The organism is Photobacterium rosenbergii (assembly GCF_003026455.1).
Lineage (GTDB): Bacteria > Pseudomonadota > Gammaproteobacteria > Enterobacterales > Vibrionaceae > Photobacterium > Photobacterium rosenbergii.
In genome coordinates, this window is record NZ_PYMB01000009.1 from 73459 (window position 1) to 95745 (window position 22287).

Genomic DNA, 22287 nt, shown 5'->3' on the forward strand with positions numbered 1-22287 from the left:
GCCCGGCAGTGAAAACTGCCGGGCTTTTTATCTTTCAATCGAGGGGGAGTTCGGTGCGATTTACACTGTGAATTGGTTGGTCGTCGCCAGTTCCTTGAACCATGTCGAGTGGCGTTTCGGGATACGGTTGCCGGTTTCCAAATCCAGTCGGTAGAAGCCGTAGCGGCGCTTGAATGAGTTCAGCCATGACCAGTTATCGATGAAGGTCCATTGGTGGATACCGAAACAGTTAGCCCCTTCCTCCATCGCACGGTGCAGTTGGATGAAGTGCTCTTTCATCAGTTCGGTACGGAAGCTGTCGTCAATCATGCCGTCTTCTTGGACCGGGCCTTCCGATTCCAAATCCATCGCGATGCCGATCTCTGCCAAGTACCATTTGATGTTGCCGTAGTTGTCCTGGATGTTCTTGGCGATATCGTAGATTGCCGTTGGCAGGATCTCGTTGTTATCGCGGTATGGGTTGAAGCGGCCTTCCGGGTTGATGTAGTTCTCGAAGTATTTCTCTGGCGTGAAGTAATCCAGGGTGTATTCGGCTTCACGGGCTTTAACGCGGCGTGGCACGTAGTAGTTAACACCCAGGAAGTCGACTTCGGCTGCTTTGATTTCATCGATTTCAGTGTCGCTGAATGCCGGCATAATGTCGTTGTCACGTAGGACTTGGCATAGCTCATCTGGAATGGTGTTCTTCACCATTGGGTCAAGGAAGCTGCGGTTGAACAGCAGGTCGGCATACCATGCCGCTTCTTGGTCGGCATCGCTGTCGTTGCGGGTGTAAGACGGGGTCAGGTTGAGCACCACACCAATCTCACCGTCCAGTTTCATTTCGTGGTAAGCCAATACTGCCTTGGCATGGGCAACCATGATATTGAAAGCGACCTGGACTGCCAGTTTGCCGTCTTTCTTGCAAGGGTAGTGGAAGTCATACAGGTAGCCGCCTTCAACAGGAACAATCGGCTCGTTGAAGGTGATCCAGTGCTTAACTTTATGACCGAACAGCTTGAAGGCGGTACGGGCAAATTTCTCGAACAGTCCGATAACGTGTTTGGACTCGAAGCCGCCGTATTGGTCTTGTAACTCGGCAGGCATGTCGAAGTGGTAGAGGTTGATCATCGGCGTGATGCCGTTGGCAATCATCTCATCGATGTAGGCATCGTAGAAAGCAACGGCATCCGGGCAAGCCTCACCGGTTTCGAAGTCTTTGATTAGGCGCGACCACTGGATTGAGGTACGGAAGGAGTTCATGCCGATTTTTTTCATCAACGCGACGTCTTCCTGATAGCGCTCGTAGCTTTGGCAGACTTTCGCAGGACCGATTTCCTTGAAGAAACGCTCAGGGCTATTTTGATGCCAGGTATCCCAAATGGACGGGTGGGCTTTGTTGGTGGTGCCCTCCGTTTGAATGCCAGATGCTGCTGCACCCCACAGGAAACCTTCCGGGAAAGTGTAAGTTGTCATAGTTGCCTCAGTCTTTTTCCGCTCAGCTGTTGAGCGATAGGAGTTATCGGAAAAAATAGTGCTATCGGGAAATAGCTTTGTCGGTTAGCTCTTTGTGGCCCGGCTTAAACGCCGGGAGTCAGGCCTGCCGCTGTAAAAAAATGGAACAGGGCCCCTATCAGGTTGGCATCATTGCCTGCCTGACAGGTCGCGAGCTTAGGTTTGATATTGGCAATAGGGATTGCCTGCATCAGATCATCAAGATGGCGGTTGAGGTGCCCGAGCAAGTCCGGCCTTTCGCTAATTGCCCCACCCAAGATGATGGTCTCGGGATCAATGCAATATTGGATATTGAACAGGCCAGTGGCTAGCGTGCGGTACCATTGCTCGATGACCTCTTGAAGGCGCTCATCACCTTGCTCGGCGGCTTCGAATACAGCCTTGCCATCTAGGCTTTCAACCTCAACATTCAGTGCTTGCGCTGCTGCTTCAACCAAGGCCCGGGTGGAGGCCTTGTTACTGAAGGTTACGGGTAAGCCGTTTTCCTCACCGGCGATCATGTAGCCGAATTCGCCGCCATGGAGCTGATGGCCGTGTTGGATCTGGCGGTTGTTGATGACCGCACCGCCGATGCCACTGCCAATAACCACCAAACAACACTGGTTGACCTGCTGGGCAGATCCCTGCCACAGCTCGGCAAGTGCGGCGCAGCAAGCATCGTTCTCAAGCTCTGCAGTGAGCTGGTAACGTTCGAAAATCAATGATTTGAAATTGGGGCCATGGATGTAGGGCAGGGCACTGGCACCGTGGATAACACCGCTGTCGCAGTCCACCGCACCGCAGGTACTAATAGCTATGCCGCTGAGGGTGTATTTGTGGCGCAATGTCAGTACAACCTTGTCTAATGCCAGCCAGAAGTCATCGAGCGATGCTTTGGGGCTGGTGAACCGGCCTTTGTGCAGCAAGGTAGCGTGGGAGTCCATCACAGCGTATTTGACGGCGCTGCCGCCGATATCCAGTACAAGAAAGTGTTGGGTCGTCATTGTGTCCTGCCTGTTTGATGTTCTGGTGGGGAATCTACGGACATAAACTGAGAAAAGATAGATTAGAATGGAAACCGGTTTCCATAAAATGAGTAAGGTCACAAAATAACGGTAGGAGATCTCTGGATCTGTGATTTTGATCGAAACAAAAAAGCCGCCTGAATGTGGCGGCTAAGAAGGGATGGGAGCAGCTTATCGCTGGCGTAGGGCCTCTTGCTCGAGCAGTTGCTTTTCATGGACCTTGAAGAACGGGCGGTAAATCATCCATGAATTGAAAATGGCAAACAGGCACATAAACATATTTTTCCAGCTGCCGTTGGCGGCCCATGCCGCACCGAGCGGAGCCGGCATTGACCATGGCAGTAGCGCCACCATCCTGTCTAGAATACCGATATCAGTGAGGTACCAAGCGATGCAGGCGTTGATCAGTGGCACCCCGACAAAAGGGATCAGGAACAGCGGGTTCATGATAATCGGGAAGCCGAACAAGATCGGTTCGTTGATATTGAAAAGGGATGGAATAAGGCCGATTTTACCCACTGATTTCAATTGCTTAGACTTGCTTCTCATCGCCATGAAAATCAGCGGCAAAGTGGATCCAATCCCACCAATTAACAGGTAAAAATCCCAAAACCCCTGCAGGTAGATATGTGGCAACTGTTCGGCACCATTGGCCAGAGCCTGCTGGTTTTCAACCAGATAGGTTATCCAAAACGGGTTCATGATACCGGTGATAATGAGTGCGCCGTGAATACCGATAAACCACAATAGGTGGCAGATCAACAGCGATACCAAAACCGCCGTTAGAGTATCGGAAGCAACGATCAATGGTTGTAATGCAGAAGCGATTAGTTCGGGCAAGATGAGCCCAGTGTGGACCTGCAAGTAAGCGTTAATCATGCTGATGGAGAGCAAGATAACCATCAGCGGGACGATCAGCTGGAAACCATTGCGGGTCATCAGCGGGACTTCGTCCGGCAGTTTGATGTACCAACCTTTTTTATAGAAAAATCTAATTATCTCAATTGCATAGGTGCTGGAAATCAATGCGGTGAAGATACCCATACCGCCAAGGTAGACATTGGGCATCTCGTTGCCGCTAAAACCGATAAATAACAGGAAAGCCAAACACCCGGTGAGGCCGGATAGGCGTTCGGGGAGCTGGTATTGCTTGGCCAGGCTGGCACTGGCTCCAAAGGCAACAATCAGGGCTATTAAGCCGATTGTCAGCTCGAAAGTCGGCGCCAGGAGCGGTTTCAGGGTGAGGTAGAACTGGCCGAAACTGCTGGTGTAATTAATCGCAAATGGCGGAAAAATATAGGGAACCAGTAAGCTGCCGACTATCACAAATGGCATAGCCAGGGAGAAACCATCTCTCAGTGCGGTAACGTGGTTGCTGCGTGTCAGCCAGTTCGCCAGCGGCGAAATACGTTGTTCGATGACACTTGCCGCGACATTCATCACTTGAATGTTCATAGGTTTTGCTAATCCTTTGGAAACAGTTTCCGGTCTCAATATTGAACGGATCACATTTTGCCAGAACATTTGGCGTTTTCTGGTGATCGTACTCACAAATAGAAATGGATTGCCTGGAAACCGGTTTCCAATATTTTCCTTTGGTCGTATATTTCAAACCGAAATCATTCGATAGAGGACTTAAAAATGAAAAAAATTATGTTGTGTTGCTCTGCAGGTATGTCGACTAGCCTTCTGGTGAAAAAAATGGTTGCCGAGGCGGAGAAGCGTGGCCTGGATGCCGAAATCAAAGCCTACGGCGCAGCGGAGTTCGACCAGCAGGTGGGTAACTACGAAGTGGTGCTGCTTGGCCCACAGGTGAAATACATGCAGCAGGATCTGCAGAAGAAAGCTGACGCCCACGGCATCAAGGTAGAGCCTATCAACATGATGGATTACGGCATGCAGAAGGGTGACAAGGTGTTGGACTTTGCCCTGTCGCTCATTGACGGTTAATCACGAACTACAACAATAAAGGAATCGTTATGAGTGCCCTATACGACAAGTTAATCGGGGTGATAGAGCAGAAAATCACCCCTATGGCCGGTGCTATCGGTCAGCAGAAATACGTCACGTCGATCCGTGATGGTTTTATTGCCGCGCTACCTTTCATGATTGTTGGTTCTTTCATGTTGGTATTTATCTTCCCGCCGTTCTCGCAGGATACCACTTGGGGTTTTGCCCGCGCATGGCTGGATTTTTCCGAGCGCCACTTTGATACCCTGATGCTGCCGTTCAACTTCAGCATGGGGATAATGACCTTGTTCATATCGGTCGGGGTCGCTGCCAGTTTGGCTCGCCACCATGATCTGGACCCGTTGACCACAGGTATGCTGTCATTCATGTCTTTCATGCTGGTGGCGGCACCGCTTGATAACGGCATGATCTCAACGGCTTACTTCTCTGGTCAGGGTATCTTTACCGCATTGATCGTGGCGATTTACGCCACCGAGGTATACGCCTTCCTAAAACGTAACAACATCACCATTCGCTTGCCGCCTCAGGTACCGACCGGTGTTGCCCGTTCGTTTGAAATTCTTATTCCGGTGATGGTGTTGATCCTGACCCTGCACCCGCTGAACCTGCTGATTGAATCGCAAACTGGCATGATCATCCCGCAGGCTATCATGGCGTTGGTTGAGCCGCTGGTTGCTGCCTCTGATACCTTGCCTGCACTGCTACTGTCGGTACTGGTGTGTCAGATCCTTTGGTTTGCCGGTATCCACGGCGCGCTAATCGTCACCGGTATTATGAACCCGTTCTGGATGGCAAACCTTTCGGTTAACCAGGCTGCAATGGCTGCCGGCGAAGCTATCCCGCACATTTACGTTCAGGGTTTCTGGGATCACTACCTACTAATTGGTGGTGTAGGTTCTACCCTGCCACTAGCTTTCTTGCTACTGCGCAGCAAAGCCATTCACCTGCGTACTATCGGTAAGATGGGCGTGGTACCGGGTATGTTCAATATCAACGAACCTATCTTGTTCGGTGCGCCGATTATCATGAACCCGCTGTTCTTCCTGCCGTTCGTACTGGTGCCGATGGTTAACGCTACCTTGGCTTACATTGCACTTGACCTGAACCTGGTAGCCCGCGTGGTATCGCTGACACCTTGGACAACCCCTGGCCCTATCGGTGCGTCATGGGCGGCTAACTGGTCATTCAGCCCGGTCATCCTGTGTCTGTTGTGTATGGCTTCGGCAGCCATTATGTACCTGCCATTCCTCAAGGCCTACGAGAAGCAACTGCTTGAGCAGGAGGCGGCTAGCAAAGCGGAAGAAGAGGCGGCAGAAGGCCAGCCGGTGACCGCTTAATAGCATGAAGTCATAGTTTTATATCAAGTTGTACCAAGCCCTGCTGCCAGGCAGCAGGGTCGCAGTAAAGTGGAGAGAAAGATGGATTTAGAAGAACAGGTAATGGGTATTATCATCAATGCCGGTCAATCGCGTAGCCTATGCTATGAAGCCCTTCGCCATGCCAAACAGGGCAATTTCGAAGAAGCTGAAGGCCTGATGAAAGAAGCCCAGGAATTTGCCAACCAAGCCCATTTGGTGCAGACCCAGCTGATTGAGGCCGATGAAGGTGAAGGCAAAACCAAGATGACGCTAGTTATGGTCCACGCTCAGGATCACCTGATGACCTCAATGCTAGCTAAAGAGCTTGTCGCTGAACTCATTGAGCTTCACCGACGCGTGCAGTAATGCCAATCAAGCAGCAGTAAATCCAGGTTAACGCGAAGTCGCAACGCCTGAGAAGATTAGAGAGGGACATCAGACCCTCTCGTTCACCGTTTCCATCACCAGAACCTTTATCCCCGTACCTTTCATTATTGCCGAGTTTTTTGTAGCGCAACTTACTGACACAGAATACTCGGCAATGCTGAAACGCACAGAGCTAATAACAAAAGAGGGTAGGCAGATGTTGCAGTTAGGACTGGATATCGGTGGGACAAAAATCGAAGGCTTGGTATTGGATGCCAATGGGGAGCAGGTGTTCCGCAAGCGTATTCCAACAGTGAAGTCGAGCTATCAGGCCTTCATGGATAACTTACTGACCTTCATTGCCGATATTCGGTTAACCGTCGGACAACCTCTGTCTATTGGTATCGGTTTGCCGGGTGCGGTGGATCCGGTGACTGACAAAATCAAGAACTGTAACTGCCTTGTCCTTAACGGCCACGACCTATGGTCGGATTTAATCCAGGCACTGGAGCAGGATGTCTACATAGCCAACGACGCAGATTGCTTTGCGCTGTCAGAGGCGGTTGATGGCGCGGGTGCCAATGGCAACACCGTGTTTGGCGTCATTGTTGGCACCGGTTGTGGTGGCGGAATGGTGGTTAACCGCCAGTTGCTAATGGGACCCAATGCTATTGCCGGCGAATGGGGCCACAACACGCTGCCCGGTTACGACATTCAACTCGATGGTTTGAGCCAACCCTGCTATTGCGGTAAAGACAACTGTATCGAGCGTTTTATTTCCGGAACAGGTTTTACCGAACGCTTTAACCAACGTCTTGGTAGTAACCTGACTGCGCAGGAAATCATTGCGGCGGCTGAGTTGGGGGACGGGGAAGCCAAGGGATACTACGACCACTTTATTGATGCTTTCGGCCGAAGCCTTGCCTCGGTGATTAATGTGGTCGACCCGCATGTCATCGTTCTCGGAGGCGGCCTGTCGAACGCCGATGCGATATATCGAGACTTGCCAAAGGCCGTCGAGAAGTATGTGTTCTCCAAGCACTGCAATACCCAGATAGTCAAAGCCAAGTTCGGAGATAGTAGCGGTGTGCGCGGCGCAGCATGGCTGCCATCGATGCATGCTGAAGCAGCCTGAAAGGCTCTGGGGTATTAACTGCTGTTTCCGTCAGTGGGAGTGATTACGGAAACTGATGGAAACTGTCCGAGATAAAAGAGGTTTTTCTTCATGGTCGAATGACTGTGGGGGTGACTATGATATGATAGACGCTTGCTGTGTCAGCTGGCATTAAAGACGGTATGGCGCAGTGGGAATTTTTTGGGTAACAACGATGTAGTACGGATCAATGGCAACCATCACTGATGTTTCAAAGCTAGCAAATGTATCTAAAGCCACGGTATCGCGTGTGCTGAGTGGTACGCGTGGGGTCAAGGAAGAGAGCCGGTTGGCGGTATTGAGAGCCGTCGAGGAGCTGAACTACCGGCCTAACGTTGCGGCGCAGAACTTGGCTAAGCAAGCCTCGCACTATATCGGTGTCGTATTGCCATCGGCTGAAGCGACCAATGTTGCCAACTACCTACCGTTGTTATCCAAGGGATTAAAATCACTCAATAAATTCATGTTGCTGCACTACGCCAGCGATGCTGAAGACCAGCGCCGGGTGATTGATGAGCTGCAAGATCAGTGCGAAGCCATTATCGTGATGGGCGCACCGCCAGCCGGCCCACAGCCTGCCAATGTAGTCCATTTCGATAATGTCTGTATCGAAGGCAGTATCGTCAGTGGTTACAACTTTGCCTTTGCCACCGAAAGCGCCTGCCGCTATGTGCTTGGCAAGGGCCACCGCCAGATAGCTTTGCTGATTGATGATGCCGAGGAAGCCGCCAGCCAACAGATGCTGGAAGGTTACCGCAGCGCGCTGCAAAACCTCTCGATCCCGTTCAACCGCCAACTGGTCGTCGAAGCGAAGAACGATATTGAGCAGGGCTTGCTGGCATTGATCAACAGCTTCACAAAATATACCGCGCTGGTGGTCAAGCGAGATAGTCATGCAGCCGAAGCCATGCGCCTGATGCGGGAGTTCAATATTGCGGTGCCGCAGGAAGTGTCGATCATCAGTTTGGAAGATTCGCCGCTGGCCACCTTGCTCTACCCACCGCTGACCTGTATCAGCTATCCAACCGAATCCTTGATTGATGACTGCCTGAAAAGGGTTAAGAGTATTGTCGATGGCAATCCCCTACAGATAGAGCAGGTACCTGCCGCCTCAGGCCGTTTGGTAGCCCGCGCCTCGGTAATGACCCTAGCGTAAACTACCGGTATGGTCGAATTGGCCATGTTTGAGATAGTGGATTGCCTGATCTGAGACGCTCTGGCTATAGCGCATTGCGGTATGGCTCACCTTCAAGGCGATAAAGTCGTCCATACTGGCAACCTTGGCCGAGTCAACCGACACCAAACCGTCATTGGCTACATCAAAATAGGATTTGGTAGCGAACGATGATTTGGTGCCGGCAATGATCCCCACCGGATAGTCGGGGACAGGTAGCTGGTTGCCTAAACTCCTTTCTCCTGAAATCAGGGATTGGCTGACCTCCCCGCCGATACCCATTAGGAAGTTATCCTGCATGTGATCAGCGACCTCACTGCCTTGGTTTGGCGTGCCCATGAAAATGACTTTGCCCAACTGCTGCGTGTCGACTGGGTGCTGTGCTAGGTAATCCCTGATCACCAAGCCGCCAAGCGAATGGCCGATAAAGTGGGTTCTGCCCCCTCTGGATATACAGCCTTTGATTTGCTGGCGGGTATCATCGAGCATATCGTCCAGTGCAACACCGATGGTTGAATAATCAATCGTACAAACCGCAAAACCTGCTTGCTCCAGGTTATCCTTCATCTTCCACATTGCATTGCTACTGCGTGCTAGGCCATGGGCAAGCACGACCACATCACTGTTATCGGTAACCTCCGGCTGGGAGGAGCAGGCGGTCAGCAGGCCTAAGAGTGAGAGGGTAATCAGGGAGTGTTTTGGCTTCATAATCGGATGTATGGCTGGTTGAGCTGATTAATTATTATACCGAGGTCACCTGAATACATATTGACCTTGCAAGACATAGGTAGGAATCTGGCTAGAGGCTAGAGGCTAGAGGCTAGAGGCTAGAGGCTAGAGGCTAGAGGCTAGAGGCTAGAGGCTAGAGGCTAGAGGCTAGAGGCTAGAGGCAATGCTGGAAGCGTGATGTGGAGCCATGTTCTGGGGGCTGGATGCATTCCGAAATACACCCAATTGTATTATTATATTTCCTATCGATTGCCGGTCTTGTGATTGGCGTCGCTCGACTTTTCTCCCAACCGGATATCGCTCATGTCTCACACCTTGCTGCCGAACATCATTGAATTTCTGACCCATGTCGACCCGTTCGATAAGCTGCCTCAGGACTGCCTCGAAAAAATCGCGGGCTGTATCAAAATCAATTACCTAGGACAGGGTGAGCGGATTGCTTTCTCGACCGATCAGGAAGAGTGCTACCTCTACATCATTCGAACCGGCGCAATGGAGCAGCGTAAGTCCGATGGGGTATTGCGTGCCAAGTTGGGTGAGCAAGATATTTTTGGCTTTAGTTTCCTGCAAACGGAAGGGGATAGTAGCCATGCCGAGATGGCCTATACCGCAACGGCAATGGAAAATAGCCTGCTGTATTTGATCCCCCATGCCAAGCTCAAGCACATCCTGCGCTCCTACCCGGAATATGCCCAGCACTTTGCGGCACAGGCACAGGTCCGAATTCAGTCGGCGTTGAGTGTGGTGTGGTCAGATGATGAAAAGGGCTTGTTCTTCAAAACCGTGGCAGAAGTCGCTAGCGATAGGGTGACAGTGGTACCGGCGACATTATCGATCCAGCAAACGGCATATCGGATGACGGTTGAAACCCCATCCCCGCTGGCGGTTGTTAAAGATGGCAACCAGATTGTCGGGGTGATGACCGACCGCGATTTGGCCAAGCGGGTATTGGCAAAATGCGTCAATGCCGACAGGCAGATCAAGGAAGTGATGACACCGAACCCATTGATTGTCTCCCCTGATGATTTGGTCATGAAAGCCGCCTCATTGATGATGCAGCACAATGTCAGAAGCCTGCCTGTGGTTAAAGACGGGCAGGTTGTCGGTGTCTTGTCGACGACCCACTTGATTCAGAAGCACCGGGTACAGGCCATTTTCCTGATCGAGAAAATTAACTACACCGACTCGCTGGAAGACTTGGTCGAATTGGCTTCGGAACGTCAGGCGATTTTCGAGGCGTTGATTGAAGGCAATGTTGGGTCGGAAATCATCGGTCAGGTGATGGCGATGATCATGGACACCTTCAACCGCCGTATCTTGCAGCTGGTGGAAGCCAAGATGGGACCACCACCCTGCGAGTATGCTTGGGTGGTGGCAGGTTCTCACGCGCGTAATGAAGTCCATGCCCTGTCAGATCAGGACAATGCCATTATCTTGTCCGATGATGTGACCGATGATCAGCGTATGTATTTCAAGTTGCTGGCAATGGACGTCTGCAAATGGATGGACGCTTGTGGCTATAGCTTGTGTAGCGGTAACTATATGGCATCGGTACAGAAATGGTGCCAGCCGCTATCGGTTTGGAAGGCGTATTATACCAAGTGGGCAGAAAACCCAGAATACGATCGCTTGCTCAATATCACCGTATTCCTGGAAGTGCGGGCAATCCATGGCCATGAGGCGTTTTCCGAAGAGCTACAGGCTCACCTGATGAACCTGTTGGGTGAAAATAGCAGCTTCTTGAGTATCTTGGCCAGAGACACAGTGGAGACCCAGCCGCCGCTGGGTATCTTCAATAAGTTTGTCTTGGAGAAGAACGGCGAGCAGAGTAATACCCTTAATATCAAGAAATATGCCCTTAACCTGATAGTAGACTTAGCGCGTATCTACAGCTTGTCGGTGGGATGTACCCTGACTGGCACCGAGGAGCGTTTCCAATATGCCTTTGAGCATGGCAGCCTCAGTGAGGAGAGCCTCAAGGATATTATTGGCGCCTACCGCTTCATTACCCGGGTGCGCTACAGCCATCAGCTTCAGGCGCTTAAGAACGGTGAGGTGCCGGATAACCACATCTCACCGGATATGTTCGGTAGCTTCGAGCGTAAGCACCTCAAGGATGCATTCCGGATTATCGCCGAGCACCAAGACGCGGTAAAACTGCGTTACGGTCAGGCGTAAGAGGTGTTAGGGATGAAACGAATGCTGTCGTACTTCAAACCACTTAACCGTCTGGCGAGGGCTCAGACCAAGTGGCAAGCTAACTATGGAGCTATTGATTCTGCCCAGCAGGTAGTAAATCTACTCGGCGTTGAACTGCCAGCCCCTGGCACCCCGTTGCTAGAGAAAGATATTATCAGCCTCGACTTTGAAACTACGGGGCTGAACCCTGACAAGGATCAGATCCTCAGTATCGGTTATGTTGAAATGCAAAACGGGATGCTCAATCTCAGCAGCTGTGAAGAGACCTTTATCAAGGACAGTAGCGGGATCAATGCCCAGTCGGCGATTATCAACCAGATCACCCCAGAGATGCTGAAGTCCGGGGTGGGATTGGACGAGGCAATGGATAACTTGTTTGCCAAGATGGCCGGTAAGATAGTGTTGGTTCATGGCCTCACGGTTGAGAAGTCTTTTCTCGAACACTATCTGCAACAGCGCTTTGGGATCCCACTTCCACCGCTGTTATGGCTCGATACCTTGCTGATTGAAAAGATGTTAGTGACCAACCGCCATATTCGCGAAGAAGGGGACTATCGTTTGTCATCAATCCGCCAGCGCTATGGCCTACCGGAGTACCCGAGCCATGGTGCCTTGATTGATGCAGTGGCCACAGGTGAACTGCTATTGGCCTTGCTTAATAAGTGTTTTGGCCGCGTAACACCTAGGCTCGAAGAGGTGTATGACATGCACCACTATGATTTGACGATGAGCGAGTAAGGGCTACTCACCATCGTAAACGAGCAGGGGCCAATGTGGCCCCTGCTTTTTTGTATCATGTTTTATGTGGTAGTACTGGACGGATACGCTATGACAGAGAGGCGTTGTAGAGTAGGTAAGCAATGAGCAGCAAGAACAAAAAGAACACGCCAATGACCGCTTTAACACGGCGTGACAGCAAGTGCCGCTTGGAAGTCAGCAGGTAATAGGTCGAGACAATAATCAAGAACGTCGTCATGGAACTCCCTCCACTCACTACCTTTCACTATAGGCTGTTTTTCACTGCCCTCCAGAAAGTGAGAATCTGACTTATAGTTAAGATGTCTTCCATTGTGTGAGAGCCTATGATGAACCGCCAGTCAACGTTGAGGGTATGCTTACAGGCCTCCGTCGCAGGCGCTTTCCTCTTGGTGCTTACTGGCTGTGAAAGCAGTATGTTCACCCGCAGTTATGCCGAGCCGCCGGTAAACCGCCAGTATATGGAGCTCTACCGTACCAGCGAGATGCTGGATAGGCCCCCGCCCCATATCTACCAATACCCACGTCCCTCATCTAGCTAGGGCAGATATCGCCTGATTGCTTTTCGCTTTCAACATGACTGTAATTTGAGCATTGATTTGGGAACTGCAGATAAAAAAAGCCCCAGCTCATGGCTGGGGCAACTGGATCAATTAATGTAGTAACTTTGGCAAGTAACTAAACAAATTAAAAAAATCAAAAATGATCGACTAAAATCAGAAAATTCATCGGGGGTGAAGCAATTACTGAACTTTGGCTACAGCATCTTTAACTAGCAGGCCAAGCTCATCCCACTGCTTGTTGTCAATCAGGTTGCCTGGAACCATCCAAGTACCACCACAAGCCAGTACAGAAGGTACCGCTAGGTAGTCATCGATGTTGCTCAGGCTAACACCGCCAGTAGGCATGAACTTAACAGGGTAAACAGCTGTTAGTGCTTTAAGCATTGAAACGCCGCCAGAAGGTTCAGCTGGGAAGAACTTAAGGGTACGTAGGCCCATTTCCATCGCTTGCTCAACCAGGCTTGGGTTGTTAACACCAGGAACGATAGCAACGCCTTTCTCTTGGCAGTATTTTACTGTCGTTGGGTTGAAACCAGGGCTTACGATGAAGTCAACGCCAGCGTCGATAGCTTCGTCAACTTGCTCTTTAGTCAGAACAGTACCTGCACCGATTAGCATCTCTGGGAATTCTTTACGCATGTTGCGGATAGCTTGGGCTGCCGCTTCAGTACGGAAAGTAATTTCAGCACAAGGCATGCCGTTGTCAACTAGGGCTTTACCTAGTGGGATTGCGTCTTCAGCGTTTTTGATAGCAATAACTGGGATTACTTTCAGCGCAGCTAGTTTATCGTTTAGGTTGCTCATAATTCTTTACTCTCACTTAGTGTGTGTTAAATCGTTGGCATCGCGTCGGCAGGGATCACTGCACCACGGTATTGGATAACCGTTGATGCAACCTGATGGCCTGCATGAGCTGCTTGGGTTGCTGAACCGCCGGTGAAACGCTTGGCTAGGTAGCCACCGCTAAATGAGTCACCTGCTGCTGTGGTGTCAATAACCTTGTCAGCAACTAGGGCAGGGACGAATACATTCTGTTCTGCGGTAACAACAAGGCAGGCATCTTTACCACGCTTGATAGCGATTTCGGTAACGCCGGCACCTTGGGTACGTTCGATACACTCTTCTAGCGTCTCATCGCCGAACAGCAACTGCTCGTCGTCGAAAGTCAGTAGCGCAATGTCAGTTAGGGATAGCATGCGAAGGTAAGCTTCCTGTGCTTCTTTCACACAAGCCCAAAGTTTTGGACGGTAGTTGTTATCAAACAACACCTTGCCACCTTTGCCTTTGAAATCTTCAAGGAAAGTAAATAGCTGTTCACGGCTTGCAGCCGTTAGGATAGCCAGGCTGATGCCACTTAGGTAAATCGCATCAAAAGCCATCAGGTTGTTTAGCAGCTCTGCACTTTGCTCTTGCTCAAGCAGGTATTTTGCTGCTGCATCGTTACGCCAGTAGTGGAAGCTGCGCTCACCTGTGCTGTCGGTTTCGATGTAGTAAAGGCCAGGTAGTTTACCTTCTAGGCGTAGCACCAAGTCAGTATTGATCCCTTCCTTGTTCCAAGCTGCCAACATTTCATCACTGAAGCTGTCGTTACCTAGGGCAGTTACATAGGTGGTGTTGATGTCCTTGTCCTTGGTTAGGCGAGATAGGTATACCGCTGTGTTAAGGGTATCGCCACCAAAGTTACGGGTTAGTTGGTCATTGGCTTGTTGCAGTTCAATCATGCACTCGCCAAGAATGGCAATGTTCATAGTAGCCATACATACTCCGGAAAAAGGGGATGGGAAGATGCACTAGCGTGCCCTTCCCATCAGGGTAATTACTTCAAAAAGTCCTGACGAACTGGAGAGAACATGTCTAGAAGGATGCTGCCTTCTTCTAGTGCAACTGCACCGTGAACCGCTAGTTTCGCAGCGATGTAAGCGTCGCCTTTTTTCAGTACGCGCTTCTCACCGTCAACTTCTGCTTCGAAGCTACCTTCAACCACGTAGCCAATCTGGTCATGGATATCGTGGGCGTGTGGGTGGCCGATAGCACCTTTTGCGAACTCTAGGTGTACTGCCATAAGGTCTTCAGTGTGGCCTACGATTTTACGCTTGATGCCATCGCCTAGGTCTTCCCACTCGTTTTTGTTGATTTCGAAAAACATTGTGTGATTCTCCCGAAAAATTAATGTGTTAAAATATTACAATTTAAAATAGGGTACAAAGGTCCAGCCTTTGCTGTTGTTATTGGTTAAGCCGCACTCGTCTCGGCTGCGGCTTCAGGCTTTTTTCGAGAAGCACTCACCAGCAGGATACCGACCGTTAGTACGATAGAGCCACACAAAATAAACAGTCCACGGCCTGATGGGTCATTTGGAATCAGGGCCATAGCCAGAATACCGAAGCCTGCTACGCTGATTAGGTTACCCAGCATTGAACGCTGCGCTGTATCTAGCGATTGTTGCTCGTCGCCACCAGAAACTAGTGGTGTATTCCAGTTTTCAAATAGTTTCTCTACTTCTTTCTCACGCTCAACCGTTAGGCCTTTGTAGAAGAACTTAGTCATGATGAACCAACCACCAGTGAACACTACGTGTGCTGCTAGGCTTAGGCCAACAACCAGGTCACTCCACTCACGGCCAGTTAGCGGCTGCTCTAGACCGAAGAGGCTTTCTACATGGTGGGCTTTCAGTGCGATACCGAATACGAAAGATACAACACCACCAACGATTAGCGTTGACCAACCTGCCCAGTCTGGGGTCTTGCGAATCCACATACCTAGTAGGACAGGGATTAGCATTGGGAAGCCAATCAGAGCACCGATGTTCAGTACGATATCAAACAAGCTCAAGTGACGCAGAGAGTTAATAAACAGACCAATCGAGATGATGATGAAGCCCATCATGATAGTGGTCAGTTTACTGACGATAATTAGCTCTTTCTGGTTTGCATGCGGTCGGAAGATTGGCTGGTAGAAGTTACAAACGAAGATACCAGCGTTACGGTTCAGACCTGAGTCCATAGAAGACATAGTTGCGGCGAACATTGCTGACATCAGTAGACCAACCATACCTGCAGGCATGATGTTCTGTACGAATGCTAGGTATGCTGCGTCACCCGCTTTGTCACCCATTGAAGCATACTGTGCTGCGAAGTCAGGCATGAAGGCACTTACATACCATGGTGGAAGGAACCAGATAATTGGACCTACTACCATTAGGATACAAGCAAGGCCAGCTGCTTTACGCGCATTCTCACTGTCTTTTGCAGCAAGGTAGCGGTAAGCGTTGATGCTGTTGTTCATTACACCGAACTGCTTGATGAAGATGAACACTACCCAAAGGATGAAGATACTGATGTAGTTCAGGTTGTTACCTACCAGGAAGTTGCCCTGGAAGTTGTCAACGATGTTACCAATACCACCACCGTGGAAGTATGCTGCAATCGCACACGTGATTGTTACTGCCATGATTACCAGCATCTGCATGAAGTCAGACGCGATAACGGCCCACGAACCACCCGTTACCGCCATCAGCATCAGTACGATACCGGTGAAGATAATGGTTGCTTCCATTGGGATGTTGAATACTGCTGCAACAAAGATTGCAAGACCGTTCAACCACACACCTGCCGAGATAAGGCTATCTGGCATGCTGCCCCAAGTGAAGAATTGCTCTGTGGTTTTACCGAAACGCATACGGATGGCATCAATTGCTGTTACCACACGTAGCTGGCGGAATTTTGGTGCGAAATACAGATAGTTGAGGAAATAACCGAAAGCATTTGCCAAAAACAAAATAACTACGGCGAAACCATCTGTAAATGCTTTCCCTGCTGCACCGGTGAACGTCCATGCTGAAAACTGTGTCATGAAAGCGGTAGCACCTACCATCCACCACAACATCTTACCTCCACCCCTGAAGTAATCACTGGTCGAGGTGGTGAATTTCCTAAACATCCACCCAATCGCGATTAGAAACAGGAAGTAGGCCAGAACTACGAAAGTATCAATGGTCATCTTTTTCAGCCTTAAGTTTATCGAACTGGTGCTAGTGTAATAATTGAAAAGTTATATTGTAATACAAGACCGCTATTTTCGTGACCTCAATCAAATTTATTTTTTAGTGCCGCAGCGGTTGATGTGTATGGTTTTATGCTTATTTTTATTAAAAACATGGGTTTATATTTGTTGATTGACATGGATCAACTCGCAAATTGAAATGTGATAATGGTCAGGTTTTTTCAAAACGGTAGTGAAACAAAAATCAATTTGTATTATTTTATGTGTATCGAAGGGGTGCAGTATACGCTCTAACCTAGAGGTCAATATGAACACAACGACACTGCCAGTGTTACTAACTTATGAAGAAGCTTCTGATTTACATAAAGAAATCGGGAGCTCTTCTTTAATGGGCCATACCATTGCAAAGCTGCAGGCAGAGCTTGAGCAATATATGGCGTTGCCAATGGATGTTCCCGGCCAAAGCGAAGCTGGTGGCTATGAACATAATAAGCACAGGCAAAACTACCATTACATTAATCTGGCTGGTCGTTTGTTCCTCATCACCAAAGATGAGCGTTATGCCGAATATGCTGGTCAACTCTTGACCCAATATGCCGACAAATACTTGCAGCTAGATTTCCATGTCCAGCGCAATACCAACCCTCCGGGCCGTTTGTTTCACCAGATGCTCAATGAGCATATGTGGCTTATGTATGCAAGTTTAGGCTATTCGTGCATCAGTGCATGGCTTTCTGATTCGCAGCGTGATCACATCGTTGAAAACTTGTTCAAGCCCATGTTGCATGTCGCGACAGAGAAGTATGACTTTGATTTTGACCGTATTCATAACCACGGCATTTGGGCGGTGGCTGCGGCGGGTATCTGCGGCTTAGCCATTGGCGAGCGCAAGTATTTGGAAATGGCGGTCTATGGCTTAAAAGGAGATGGTAAGGCAGGGGGCTTCCTTGCCCAGTTGTCGGAACTGTTTTCGCCATCGGGCTATTATATTGAAGGTCCCTATTACCACCGGTTTGCGATTCGCCCGTTGGCCGTGTTTGCCGAGGTGCTGCATCGCCATATGCCTGAGTTGGATATCTACAACTACAAGGATCAGGTGATCAAGAAGACCACCCACGCCTTATTGGCCACGGCATACCCGAATGGTGTGTTCCCAGCCCTGAACGATGCTTCAAAGAGTATGGGCATTACAGATATGGGTGTCGTGGTGGCTGTAAGCATGGTCTTCAAGCGTTACGGTTTTGATGAAAACCTGCTGGGAATGGCACAGATCCAAGATCAGGTCTGGATGCACCCTTGTGGCTTAGCTCTTTCCAAAGCCTGTGATGCTAAAGAAAACATCGAGCCGCCGTTATGGCCGAGCGTTGAGCTGAACGAAGGTCCAGATGGTAACTGCGGCGCGCAAGGCTTCCTGCGTATGCAGGCGAAAGACAAAGATATCTGCCAGCTATCGATGAACTATGGCCAGCACGGTATGGGTCACGGCCACTTTGATACCTTGGGTATCGCCTTCTACAACCGTGGTCAGGAAGTGCTGCGCGAATACGGTTTTGCCCGCTGGGTGAATATCGAACCGAAATTTGGCGGCCGCTACCTGGATGAGAACAAAAGCTACGCTCGCCAGACCATCAATCACAATAGCGTGACGGTAGACGAAGGTTGCCAGAACCAGTTTGATGTCAACCGTGCCGATAGCGTACATGGCCAGCCACACTTTTTCATGGGTGAAGGTACCGAGCTGCAGGCAATGAGTGCTTTTGCAGATGAGCATTACCCAGGCACAGGTATGCAGCGCACAGTGATGCTACTGAAATCCGATGTGCTTGAGAGCCCGCTGCTGATCGACCTGTACCGTCTGACAAGCGATAAACCGCACCAGTACGACTATTCGCACCAGTACCAGGGCCAGATCATCCGTACCGATTTCGAGTACAAGACGAACAACGAACTTCACCCATTGGGTGATAGCAATGGCTATCAGCACCTCTGGAACCTCGCTCGTGGCGAAGCAGGTAACAATGCTTTGGTTAGCTGGCTGCAGGGCAATAGCTACTACACTTGGCTTGGTACTAGCTCAAGTGCTGACAACGAGATGATTTTCACCCAGACCGGTGCCAACGATCCGCAGTTTAACCTGCGCCATGAAACCAGTTTTATTATGCGAACCACGGGCAGAGACCTGCTGTTCGCTTCTGCATTGGAGACCCACGGTTACTTCAATGAGGCAGTAGAAGCCTCTGTTGATGCTCGTGGCGCACTAAACAAGATTAATGTTCTGGCTCATAACGAGACAGGTTCGGTGGTTGCTATCGAAGGGGAAAGCATCCGCTTCACCGTCATGGTAAGCAACCAGCCGAATGTGACCGACACGACCGAACATCGAATTATCATTAACGACACAACCTATAGCTGGAAAGGATTCCTTGCTGTTGAGCAGGAGACGAAATAATGACGTATCAACCACTACTGATGAGCTTCGATGAAGCCTCAATCCTTCGTGAAGATCTGGGTAAAGATACCCTGATGGGCAATGCACTGGCCCGTGACATTGCAAAACTAGAAGACTACATCGCAACGGTTGGTATCGAAGTACCTGGCCACGGCGAAGGTGGCGGCTATGAGCACAACCGCCATAAGCAAAACTACATCCATATGGATATTGCTGGCCGTCTGTACCTGATCACTGAGAACGAAGCTTACCGTGATTACATCCGCAACCTGCTGGTGGCGTACGCAGAGGTTTACCCTAAGCTAGAGCTTAACGTCAGCCTAGACAGTAACCACCCTGGCCGTATCTTCCACCAGACTCTGAACGAGAACATGTGGATGCTTTACGCGTCTTGTGCGTACAGCTGTATCCACCACACGCTGTCTGATGACGAGCGTCGCCTGATCGAAAACGATCTGTTCCAGATCATGGCTGATATGTTCGTCGATACATACGCCCACGACTTCGATATCATCCACAACCACGGCCTATGGGCTGTAGCCGGTGTGGGTATCTGTGGTTACGCAATCCAAAACCAGGAAATCGTTGATAAGGCGCTTTACGGCCTGAAAGGCGACAGCGTAAGCGGTGGCTTCCTGGCCCAGCTTTCCCAGTTGTTCTCGCCAGACGGCTACTACATGGAAGGTCCTTACTACCACCGTTTCTCACTACGTCCTATTCAGCTGTTTGCCGAAGCTATTGAGCGTCGTCAGCCAGAAGTGGGTATCTTTGCCCATAAAGACGGTGTGATTAAGACAACCAGCTATGCGGTAATGTCAACGGCCTTCCCTGACGGTACGCTTCCGGCTTTGAACGACTCGTCTAAGACCATCGACATCAACGATGAAGGTGTTCTGATCACGACAAGTGCCTGCTTCGGCCGTTACGAAGAAGACGCCAACCTACTAGCGATGGCTGCTCACCAGAAAGATGTGTGGGTACATATCTCAGGTAAGAAACTTTCTGACGCGGTAGCAAAAGAAGAGAATATCCCGGCATTTAACTGGGGTAGCCTGTTTGTGACTGATGGCCCTAATGGCGACAAGGGTGGCCTGACTATCATGCGTCACCGTGACAGCAAAGACCAAGATACCATGGCATTGCTATGGTTCGGCCAGCACGGTTCTGATCACCAGTACCACTCGGCACTGGATCACGGTCACTACGACGGCCTGCACCTAAGCGTATTCAACAAAGGCCACGAAACCCTGCATGACTACGGCTTCGGTCGCTGGGTTAATGTTGAGCCTAAGTTCGGTGGCCGCTATATTCCTGAGAACAAGAGCTACTGTAAGCAAACTATCGCTCACAACACTGTGGTTGTTGATCGCAAGACCCAGAACGAATTCAACACTGCGCTGGCTGAATCTCGTAACGGTGAACTGCACTTCTTCAAAACTGATAACGAAGACTTCCAGGGCATGAGCGGCATCGTACGCGAATACTACGCCGGTGTTGATATGCAGCGTAGCGTGCTACTGGCGAAAGTTGACGGTATCGAAAGCCCATTGATCATCGACCTATACCGTTTGATCTCTGATGACGAGCACGAGTATGACTTCCCTGTACACCACACGGGCCAGATCATCCGTACCGATTTCGATTACCAGGCAAACGCTAGCTTGAAGCCAATGGGTGAAAGCGATGGCTACCAGCACATCTGGCAGGTTGCCCAGGGTGAAGTATCAGGCAGCACGCTGGTGAGTTGGTTGCATGACAACAGCTACTACAGCATGGTGAGCTCTGCGGGCAACCAGGGTGAAGTGATCTTTGGTCGCCTTGGTGCTAACGATCCTGATTTCAACCTACGCTCTGAGCCAATGTTCGTACTGCGCCAGAAAGCGAAATCTCACCTGTTTGCTAACGTGTTAGAAACGCACGGTTACTTCAACGAAGCGGTAGAAGCATCAGTTGATGCACGCGGTAAAGTAGAGCGTGTTGAAGTGGTGGGTATGGATGATGTGGCTTCTGTTGTCCGCCTGCACCTTGTAGACGGTCAGGTACTGACTTATGCGGTATCGAACCAAACTGGCGGCCTGCAAGATGGCAAGCACGAAGTGAACTTCGCTGGCGAGACCTTCAGCTGGGAAGGCCCATACGCACAGCTATAACTAACACTTGGTAAGTGATTAATGGAAAGCCGGGCTCGCCCGGCTTTTTTACGTTTATACCCAAGCGACTTCAAGATGCAGGCTCACTGCGCCCTGAGGCAGTTTAATTATATAAGCCCTGATGCATAATGTGTATCAGGGCTTTTGTATTATTAATTGATTGTTTGTTGCGTTGTAAATGAGATCTAAGTCACGTTATAGCAAAGATAATGCCAATCGATGATAAGTTTAGCAATAACGGGCTTTGGGTATATTGTATTACAAGAAGGCTGATCATATAATGCCTCCATCAATCAAGATAGCCGTTCCTCAAGTGGCTACCCTGAACTGACTTATTATAACAATCTACTTCCTAACTTAAGCTTTGCCTTGTCTAACAGCGCTCTAGGACGGAGCGCTATTTTTTTGCCTGTTTTTCAGTCCCTCTTGATGTACGGCCTTTTCTTCAACCTCATATTTCCAGCCATTTTGCCTAAGCCATAAAGCGATGACCTGATACACCCAAAAGGGTGTTGACTCTGGGTTTGTTCGAGGGTTTATCCTTGTTTCCAGATTCAGCGAGCTAGGTTTAAATAAATGATTTTAATTGTATTTTTTGTAATATGGTTAGTCTGGTTTTTCTATAATCTGCAGCGTTTCGAGCAGGCCTCACATGAAGAAATGGAGGAGGTAACCGAAGAGCGAGAATGCCTGGAATTATGCCGATGCAGCCTTGGCAACTATGGACCTGTGTTGCCCGAGCATATCCAGGACTTTATCGAAGCTAAGTATTTCTATTCAAGGTTCGATGCTAACTCTGAAGACGGTACAGATCGTTCTTGTAGGAGCTAACGGTAGGCAGGTTTGATGATTAAGAAGCTAGATAAGCGAACTTTGAAAGTATCAAGCCTAGCCACTTAAAGCCTGTCGAAACACTTCT

19 protein-coding genes are annotated in these 22287 nt (G+C 49.8%); 10 read left to right on the forward strand and 9 right to left on the reverse strand.

The genetic code is table 11. From position 1 onward, the window contains the following. Positions 1-60 precede the first annotated feature (60 nt). The 3 genes from C9J01_RS17645 to C9J01_RS17655 form a co-directional block, all read right to left on the reverse strand. Positions 61-1455, reverse strand: a complete 1395-nt coding sequence (locus tag C9J01_RS17645) for a glycoside hydrolase family 1 protein (RefSeq protein ID WP_107299458.1) — start codon at positions 1453-1455, stop codon at positions 61-63. A 104-nt stretch (positions 1456-1559) separates the two neighbouring features. Further along, positions 1560-2477 (reverse strand): ROK family protein, encoded by a 918-nt coding sequence (locus C9J01_RS17650; RefSeq protein ID WP_107299459.1) that lies wholly within the window; start codon positions 2475-2477, stop codon positions 1560-1562. 192 nt (positions 2478-2669) lie between these two features. Beyond that, positions 2670-3953 carry a PTS sugar transporter subunit IIC gene (locus tag C9J01_RS17655; RefSeq protein ID WP_107299460.1) on the reverse strand — a complete coding sequence of 428 codons (1284 nt, stop codon included), beginning with the start codon at positions 3951-3953 and terminating at the stop codon, positions 2670-2672. Between the two features lie 186 nt (positions 3954-4139). Between C9J01_RS17655 and C9J01_RS17660 the strand changes: the two genes are divergently transcribed. The 5 genes from C9J01_RS17660 (at position 4140) to C9J01_RS17680 (ending at position 8502) form a co-directional block, all read left to right on the forward strand. Then, positions 4140-4448, forward strand: a complete 309-nt coding sequence (locus tag C9J01_RS17660; protein ID WP_107299461.1) for a PTS sugar transporter subunit IIB — start codon at positions 4140-4142, stop codon at positions 4446-4448. Positions 4449-4477: 29 nt separating this feature from the next. Further along, the gene (locus C9J01_RS17665; RefSeq protein WP_107299462.1) at positions 4478-5806 is read left to right on the forward strand and encodes a PTS sugar transporter subunit IIC; all 1329 of its coding nucleotides are present in this window, start codon (positions 4478-4480) and stop codon (positions 5804-5806) included. 81 nt (positions 5807-5887) lie between these two features. Then, entirely contained in the window at positions 5888-6193 is a 306-nt protein-coding gene (gene chbA, locus C9J01_RS17670) for a PTS N,N'-diacetylchitobiose transporter subunit IIA (protein ID WP_107299463.1), read from the forward strand. 220 nt (positions 6194-6413) lie between these two features. Beyond that, positions 6414-7328 (forward strand): ROK family protein, encoded by a 915-nt coding sequence (locus tag C9J01_RS17675; RefSeq protein WP_201797835.1) that lies wholly within the window; start codon positions 6414-6416, stop codon positions 7326-7328. 208 nt (positions 7329-7536) lie between these two features. Continuing rightward, a complete protein-coding gene (locus C9J01_RS17680; RefSeq protein WP_107299465.1) occupies positions 7537-8502 on the forward strand; it encodes a LacI family DNA-binding transcriptional regulator in 966 nt (321 codons plus the stop codon). On the opposite strand, the gene C9J01_RS17685 is transcribed toward C9J01_RS17680, so the two are convergent. Beyond that, complete coding sequence (locus C9J01_RS17685) at positions 8494-9228, reverse strand: alpha/beta fold hydrolase (protein WP_107299466.1); 735 nt, start codon at positions 9226-9228, stop codon at positions 8494-8496. The genes C9J01_RS17680 and C9J01_RS17685 overlap by 9 nt on opposite strands. A 324-nt stretch (positions 9229-9552) precedes the next feature. Between C9J01_RS17685 and C9J01_RS17690 the strand changes: the two genes are divergently transcribed. Together C9J01_RS17690 and C9J01_RS17695 are read left to right on the forward strand one after the other, a co-directional pair. Next, a complete protein-coding gene (locus tag C9J01_RS17690) occupies positions 9553-11427 on the forward strand; it encodes a putative nucleotidyltransferase substrate binding domain-containing protein (protein WP_107299467.1) in 1875 nt (624 codons plus the stop codon). Between the two features lie 12 nt (positions 11428-11439). Next, on the forward strand, positions 11440-12186 hold the full coding sequence (locus C9J01_RS17695) for a 3'-5' exonuclease (protein ID WP_107299468.1): 747 nt from the start codon (positions 11440-11442) through the stop codon (positions 12184-12186). A gap of 88 nt (positions 12187-12274) precedes the next feature. On the opposite strand, the gene C9J01_RS29640 is transcribed toward C9J01_RS17695, so the two are convergent. Further along, the gene (locus C9J01_RS29640; protein WP_158264556.1) at positions 12275-12424 is read right to left on the reverse strand and encodes a hypothetical protein; all 150 of its coding nucleotides are present in this window, start codon (positions 12422-12424) and stop codon (positions 12275-12277) included. A gap of 106 nt (positions 12425-12530) precedes the next feature. On the opposite strand from C9J01_RS29640, the gene C9J01_RS29515 reads away from it, so the two are divergent. After that, positions 12531-12746: a hypothetical protein gene (locus tag C9J01_RS29515; RefSeq protein ID WP_158264557.1), complete on the forward strand. Its 216-nt coding sequence runs from the start codon at positions 12531-12533 to the stop codon at positions 12744-12746. Positions 12747-12947: 201 nt separating this feature from the next. Here the strand turns inward: C9J01_RS29515 and C9J01_RS17700 are convergent, their stop codons facing one another. From C9J01_RS17700 to C9J01_RS17715, 4 genes are all read right to left on the reverse strand, one after another. Continuing rightward, entirely contained in the window at positions 12948-13571 is a 624-nt protein-coding gene (locus C9J01_RS17700; RefSeq protein ID WP_107299469.1) for a bifunctional 4-hydroxy-2-oxoglutarate aldolase/2-dehydro-3-deoxy-phosphogluconate aldolase, read from the reverse strand. Positions 13572-13597: 26 nt separating this feature from the next. Further along, positions 13598-14524: a 2-dehydro-3-deoxygluconokinase gene (kdgK, locus tag C9J01_RS17705; protein WP_107299470.1), complete on the reverse strand. Its 927-nt coding sequence runs from the start codon at positions 14522-14524 to the stop codon at positions 13598-13600. Between the two features lie 59 nt (positions 14525-14583). After that, entirely contained in the window at positions 14584-14913 is a 330-nt protein-coding gene (locus C9J01_RS17710; protein WP_107299471.1) for a cupin domain-containing protein, read from the reverse strand. An 86-nt stretch (positions 14914-14999) separates the two neighbouring features. Continuing rightward, entirely contained in the window at positions 15000-16766 is a 1767-nt protein-coding gene (locus C9J01_RS17715) for a sodium:solute symporter family transporter (RefSeq protein WP_107299472.1), read from the reverse strand. A gap of 310 nt (positions 16767-17076) precedes the next feature. Between C9J01_RS17715 and C9J01_RS17720 the strand changes: the two genes are divergently transcribed. Together C9J01_RS17720 and C9J01_RS17725 are read left to right on the forward strand one after the other, a co-directional pair. After that, positions 17077-19218, forward strand: a complete 2142-nt coding sequence (locus tag C9J01_RS17720) for a heparinase II/III domain-containing protein (protein ID WP_107299473.1) — start codon at positions 17077-17079, stop codon at positions 19216-19218. Continuing rightward, positions 19218-21368, forward strand: a complete 2151-nt coding sequence (locus C9J01_RS17725; protein WP_107299474.1) for a heparinase II/III domain-containing protein — start codon at positions 19218-19220, stop codon at positions 21366-21368. The genes C9J01_RS17720 and C9J01_RS17725 overlap by 1 nt, the downstream gene beginning before the upstream one ends. Positions 21369-22287: the final 919 nt, after the last annotated feature.

Bases quoted from the DNA above. Each gene is read 5' to 3' on its own strand.
- C9J01_RS17690 (WP_107299467.1), top strand. From the start codon at position 9,553: ATGTCTCACACCTTGCTGCCGAACATCATTGAATTTCTGACCCATGTC.
- C9J01_RS17700 (WP_107299469.1), bottom strand. From the start codon at position 13,571: ATGAGCAACCTAAACGATAAACTAGCTGCGCTGAAAGTAATCCCAGTT.
- C9J01_RS17650 (WP_107299459.1), bottom strand. From the start codon at position 2,477: ATGACGACCCAACACTTTCTTGTACTGGATATCGGCGGCAGCGCCGTC.
- C9J01_RS17725 (WP_107299474.1), top strand. From the start codon at position 19,218: ATGACGTATCAACCACTACTGATGAGCTTCGATGAAGCCTCAATCCTT.
- C9J01_RS17715 (WP_107299472.1), bottom strand. From the start codon at position 16,766: ATGACCATTGATACTTTCGTAGTTCTGGCCTACTTCCTGTTTCTAATC.
- C9J01_RS17695 (WP_107299468.1), top strand. From the start codon at position 11,440: ATGAAACGAATGCTGTCGTACTTCAAACCACTTAACCGTCTGGCGAGG.
- C9J01_RS29640 (WP_158264556.1), bottom strand. From the start codon at position 12,424: ATGACGACGTTCTTGATTATTGTCTCGACCTATTACCTGCTGACTTCC.
- C9J01_RS17720 (WP_107299473.1), top strand. From the start codon at position 17,077: ATGAACACAACGACACTGCCAGTGTTACTAACTTATGAAGAAGCTTCT.
- C9J01_RS17680 (WP_107299465.1), top strand. From the start codon at position 7,537: ATGGCAACCATCACTGATGTTTCAAAGCTAGCAAATGTATCTAAAGCC.
- C9J01_RS17660 (WP_107299461.1), top strand. From the start codon at position 4,140: ATGAAAAAAATTATGTTGTGTTGCTCTGCAGGTATGTCGACTAGCCTT.
- C9J01_RS29515 (WP_158264557.1), top strand. From the start codon at position 12,531: ATGATGAACCGCCAGTCAACGTTGAGGGTATGCTTACAGGCCTCCGTC.
- C9J01_RS17645 (WP_107299458.1), bottom strand. From the start codon at position 1,455: ATGACAACTTACACTTTCCCGGAAGGTTTCCTGTGGGGTGCAGCAGCA.
- C9J01_RS17655 (WP_107299460.1), bottom strand. From the start codon at position 3,953: ATGAACATTCAAGTGATGAATGTCGCGGCAAGTGTCATCGAACAACGT.
- chbA (WP_107299463.1), top strand. From the start codon at position 5,888: ATGGATTTAGAAGAACAGGTAATGGGTATTATCATCAATGCCGGTCAA.
- kdgK (WP_107299470.1), bottom strand. From the start codon at position 14,524: ATGGCTACTATGAACATTGCCATTCTTGGCGAGTGCATGATTGAACTG.
- C9J01_RS17685 (WP_107299466.1), bottom strand. From the start codon at position 9,228: ATGAAGCCAAAACACTCCCTGATTACCCTCTCACTCTTAGGCCTGCTG.
- C9J01_RS17710 (WP_107299471.1), bottom strand. From the start codon at position 14,913: ATGTTTTTCGAAATCAACAAAAACGAGTGGGAAGACCTAGGCGATGGC.
- C9J01_RS17665 (WP_107299462.1), top strand. From the start codon at position 4,478: ATGAGTGCCCTATACGACAAGTTAATCGGGGTGATAGAGCAGAAAATC.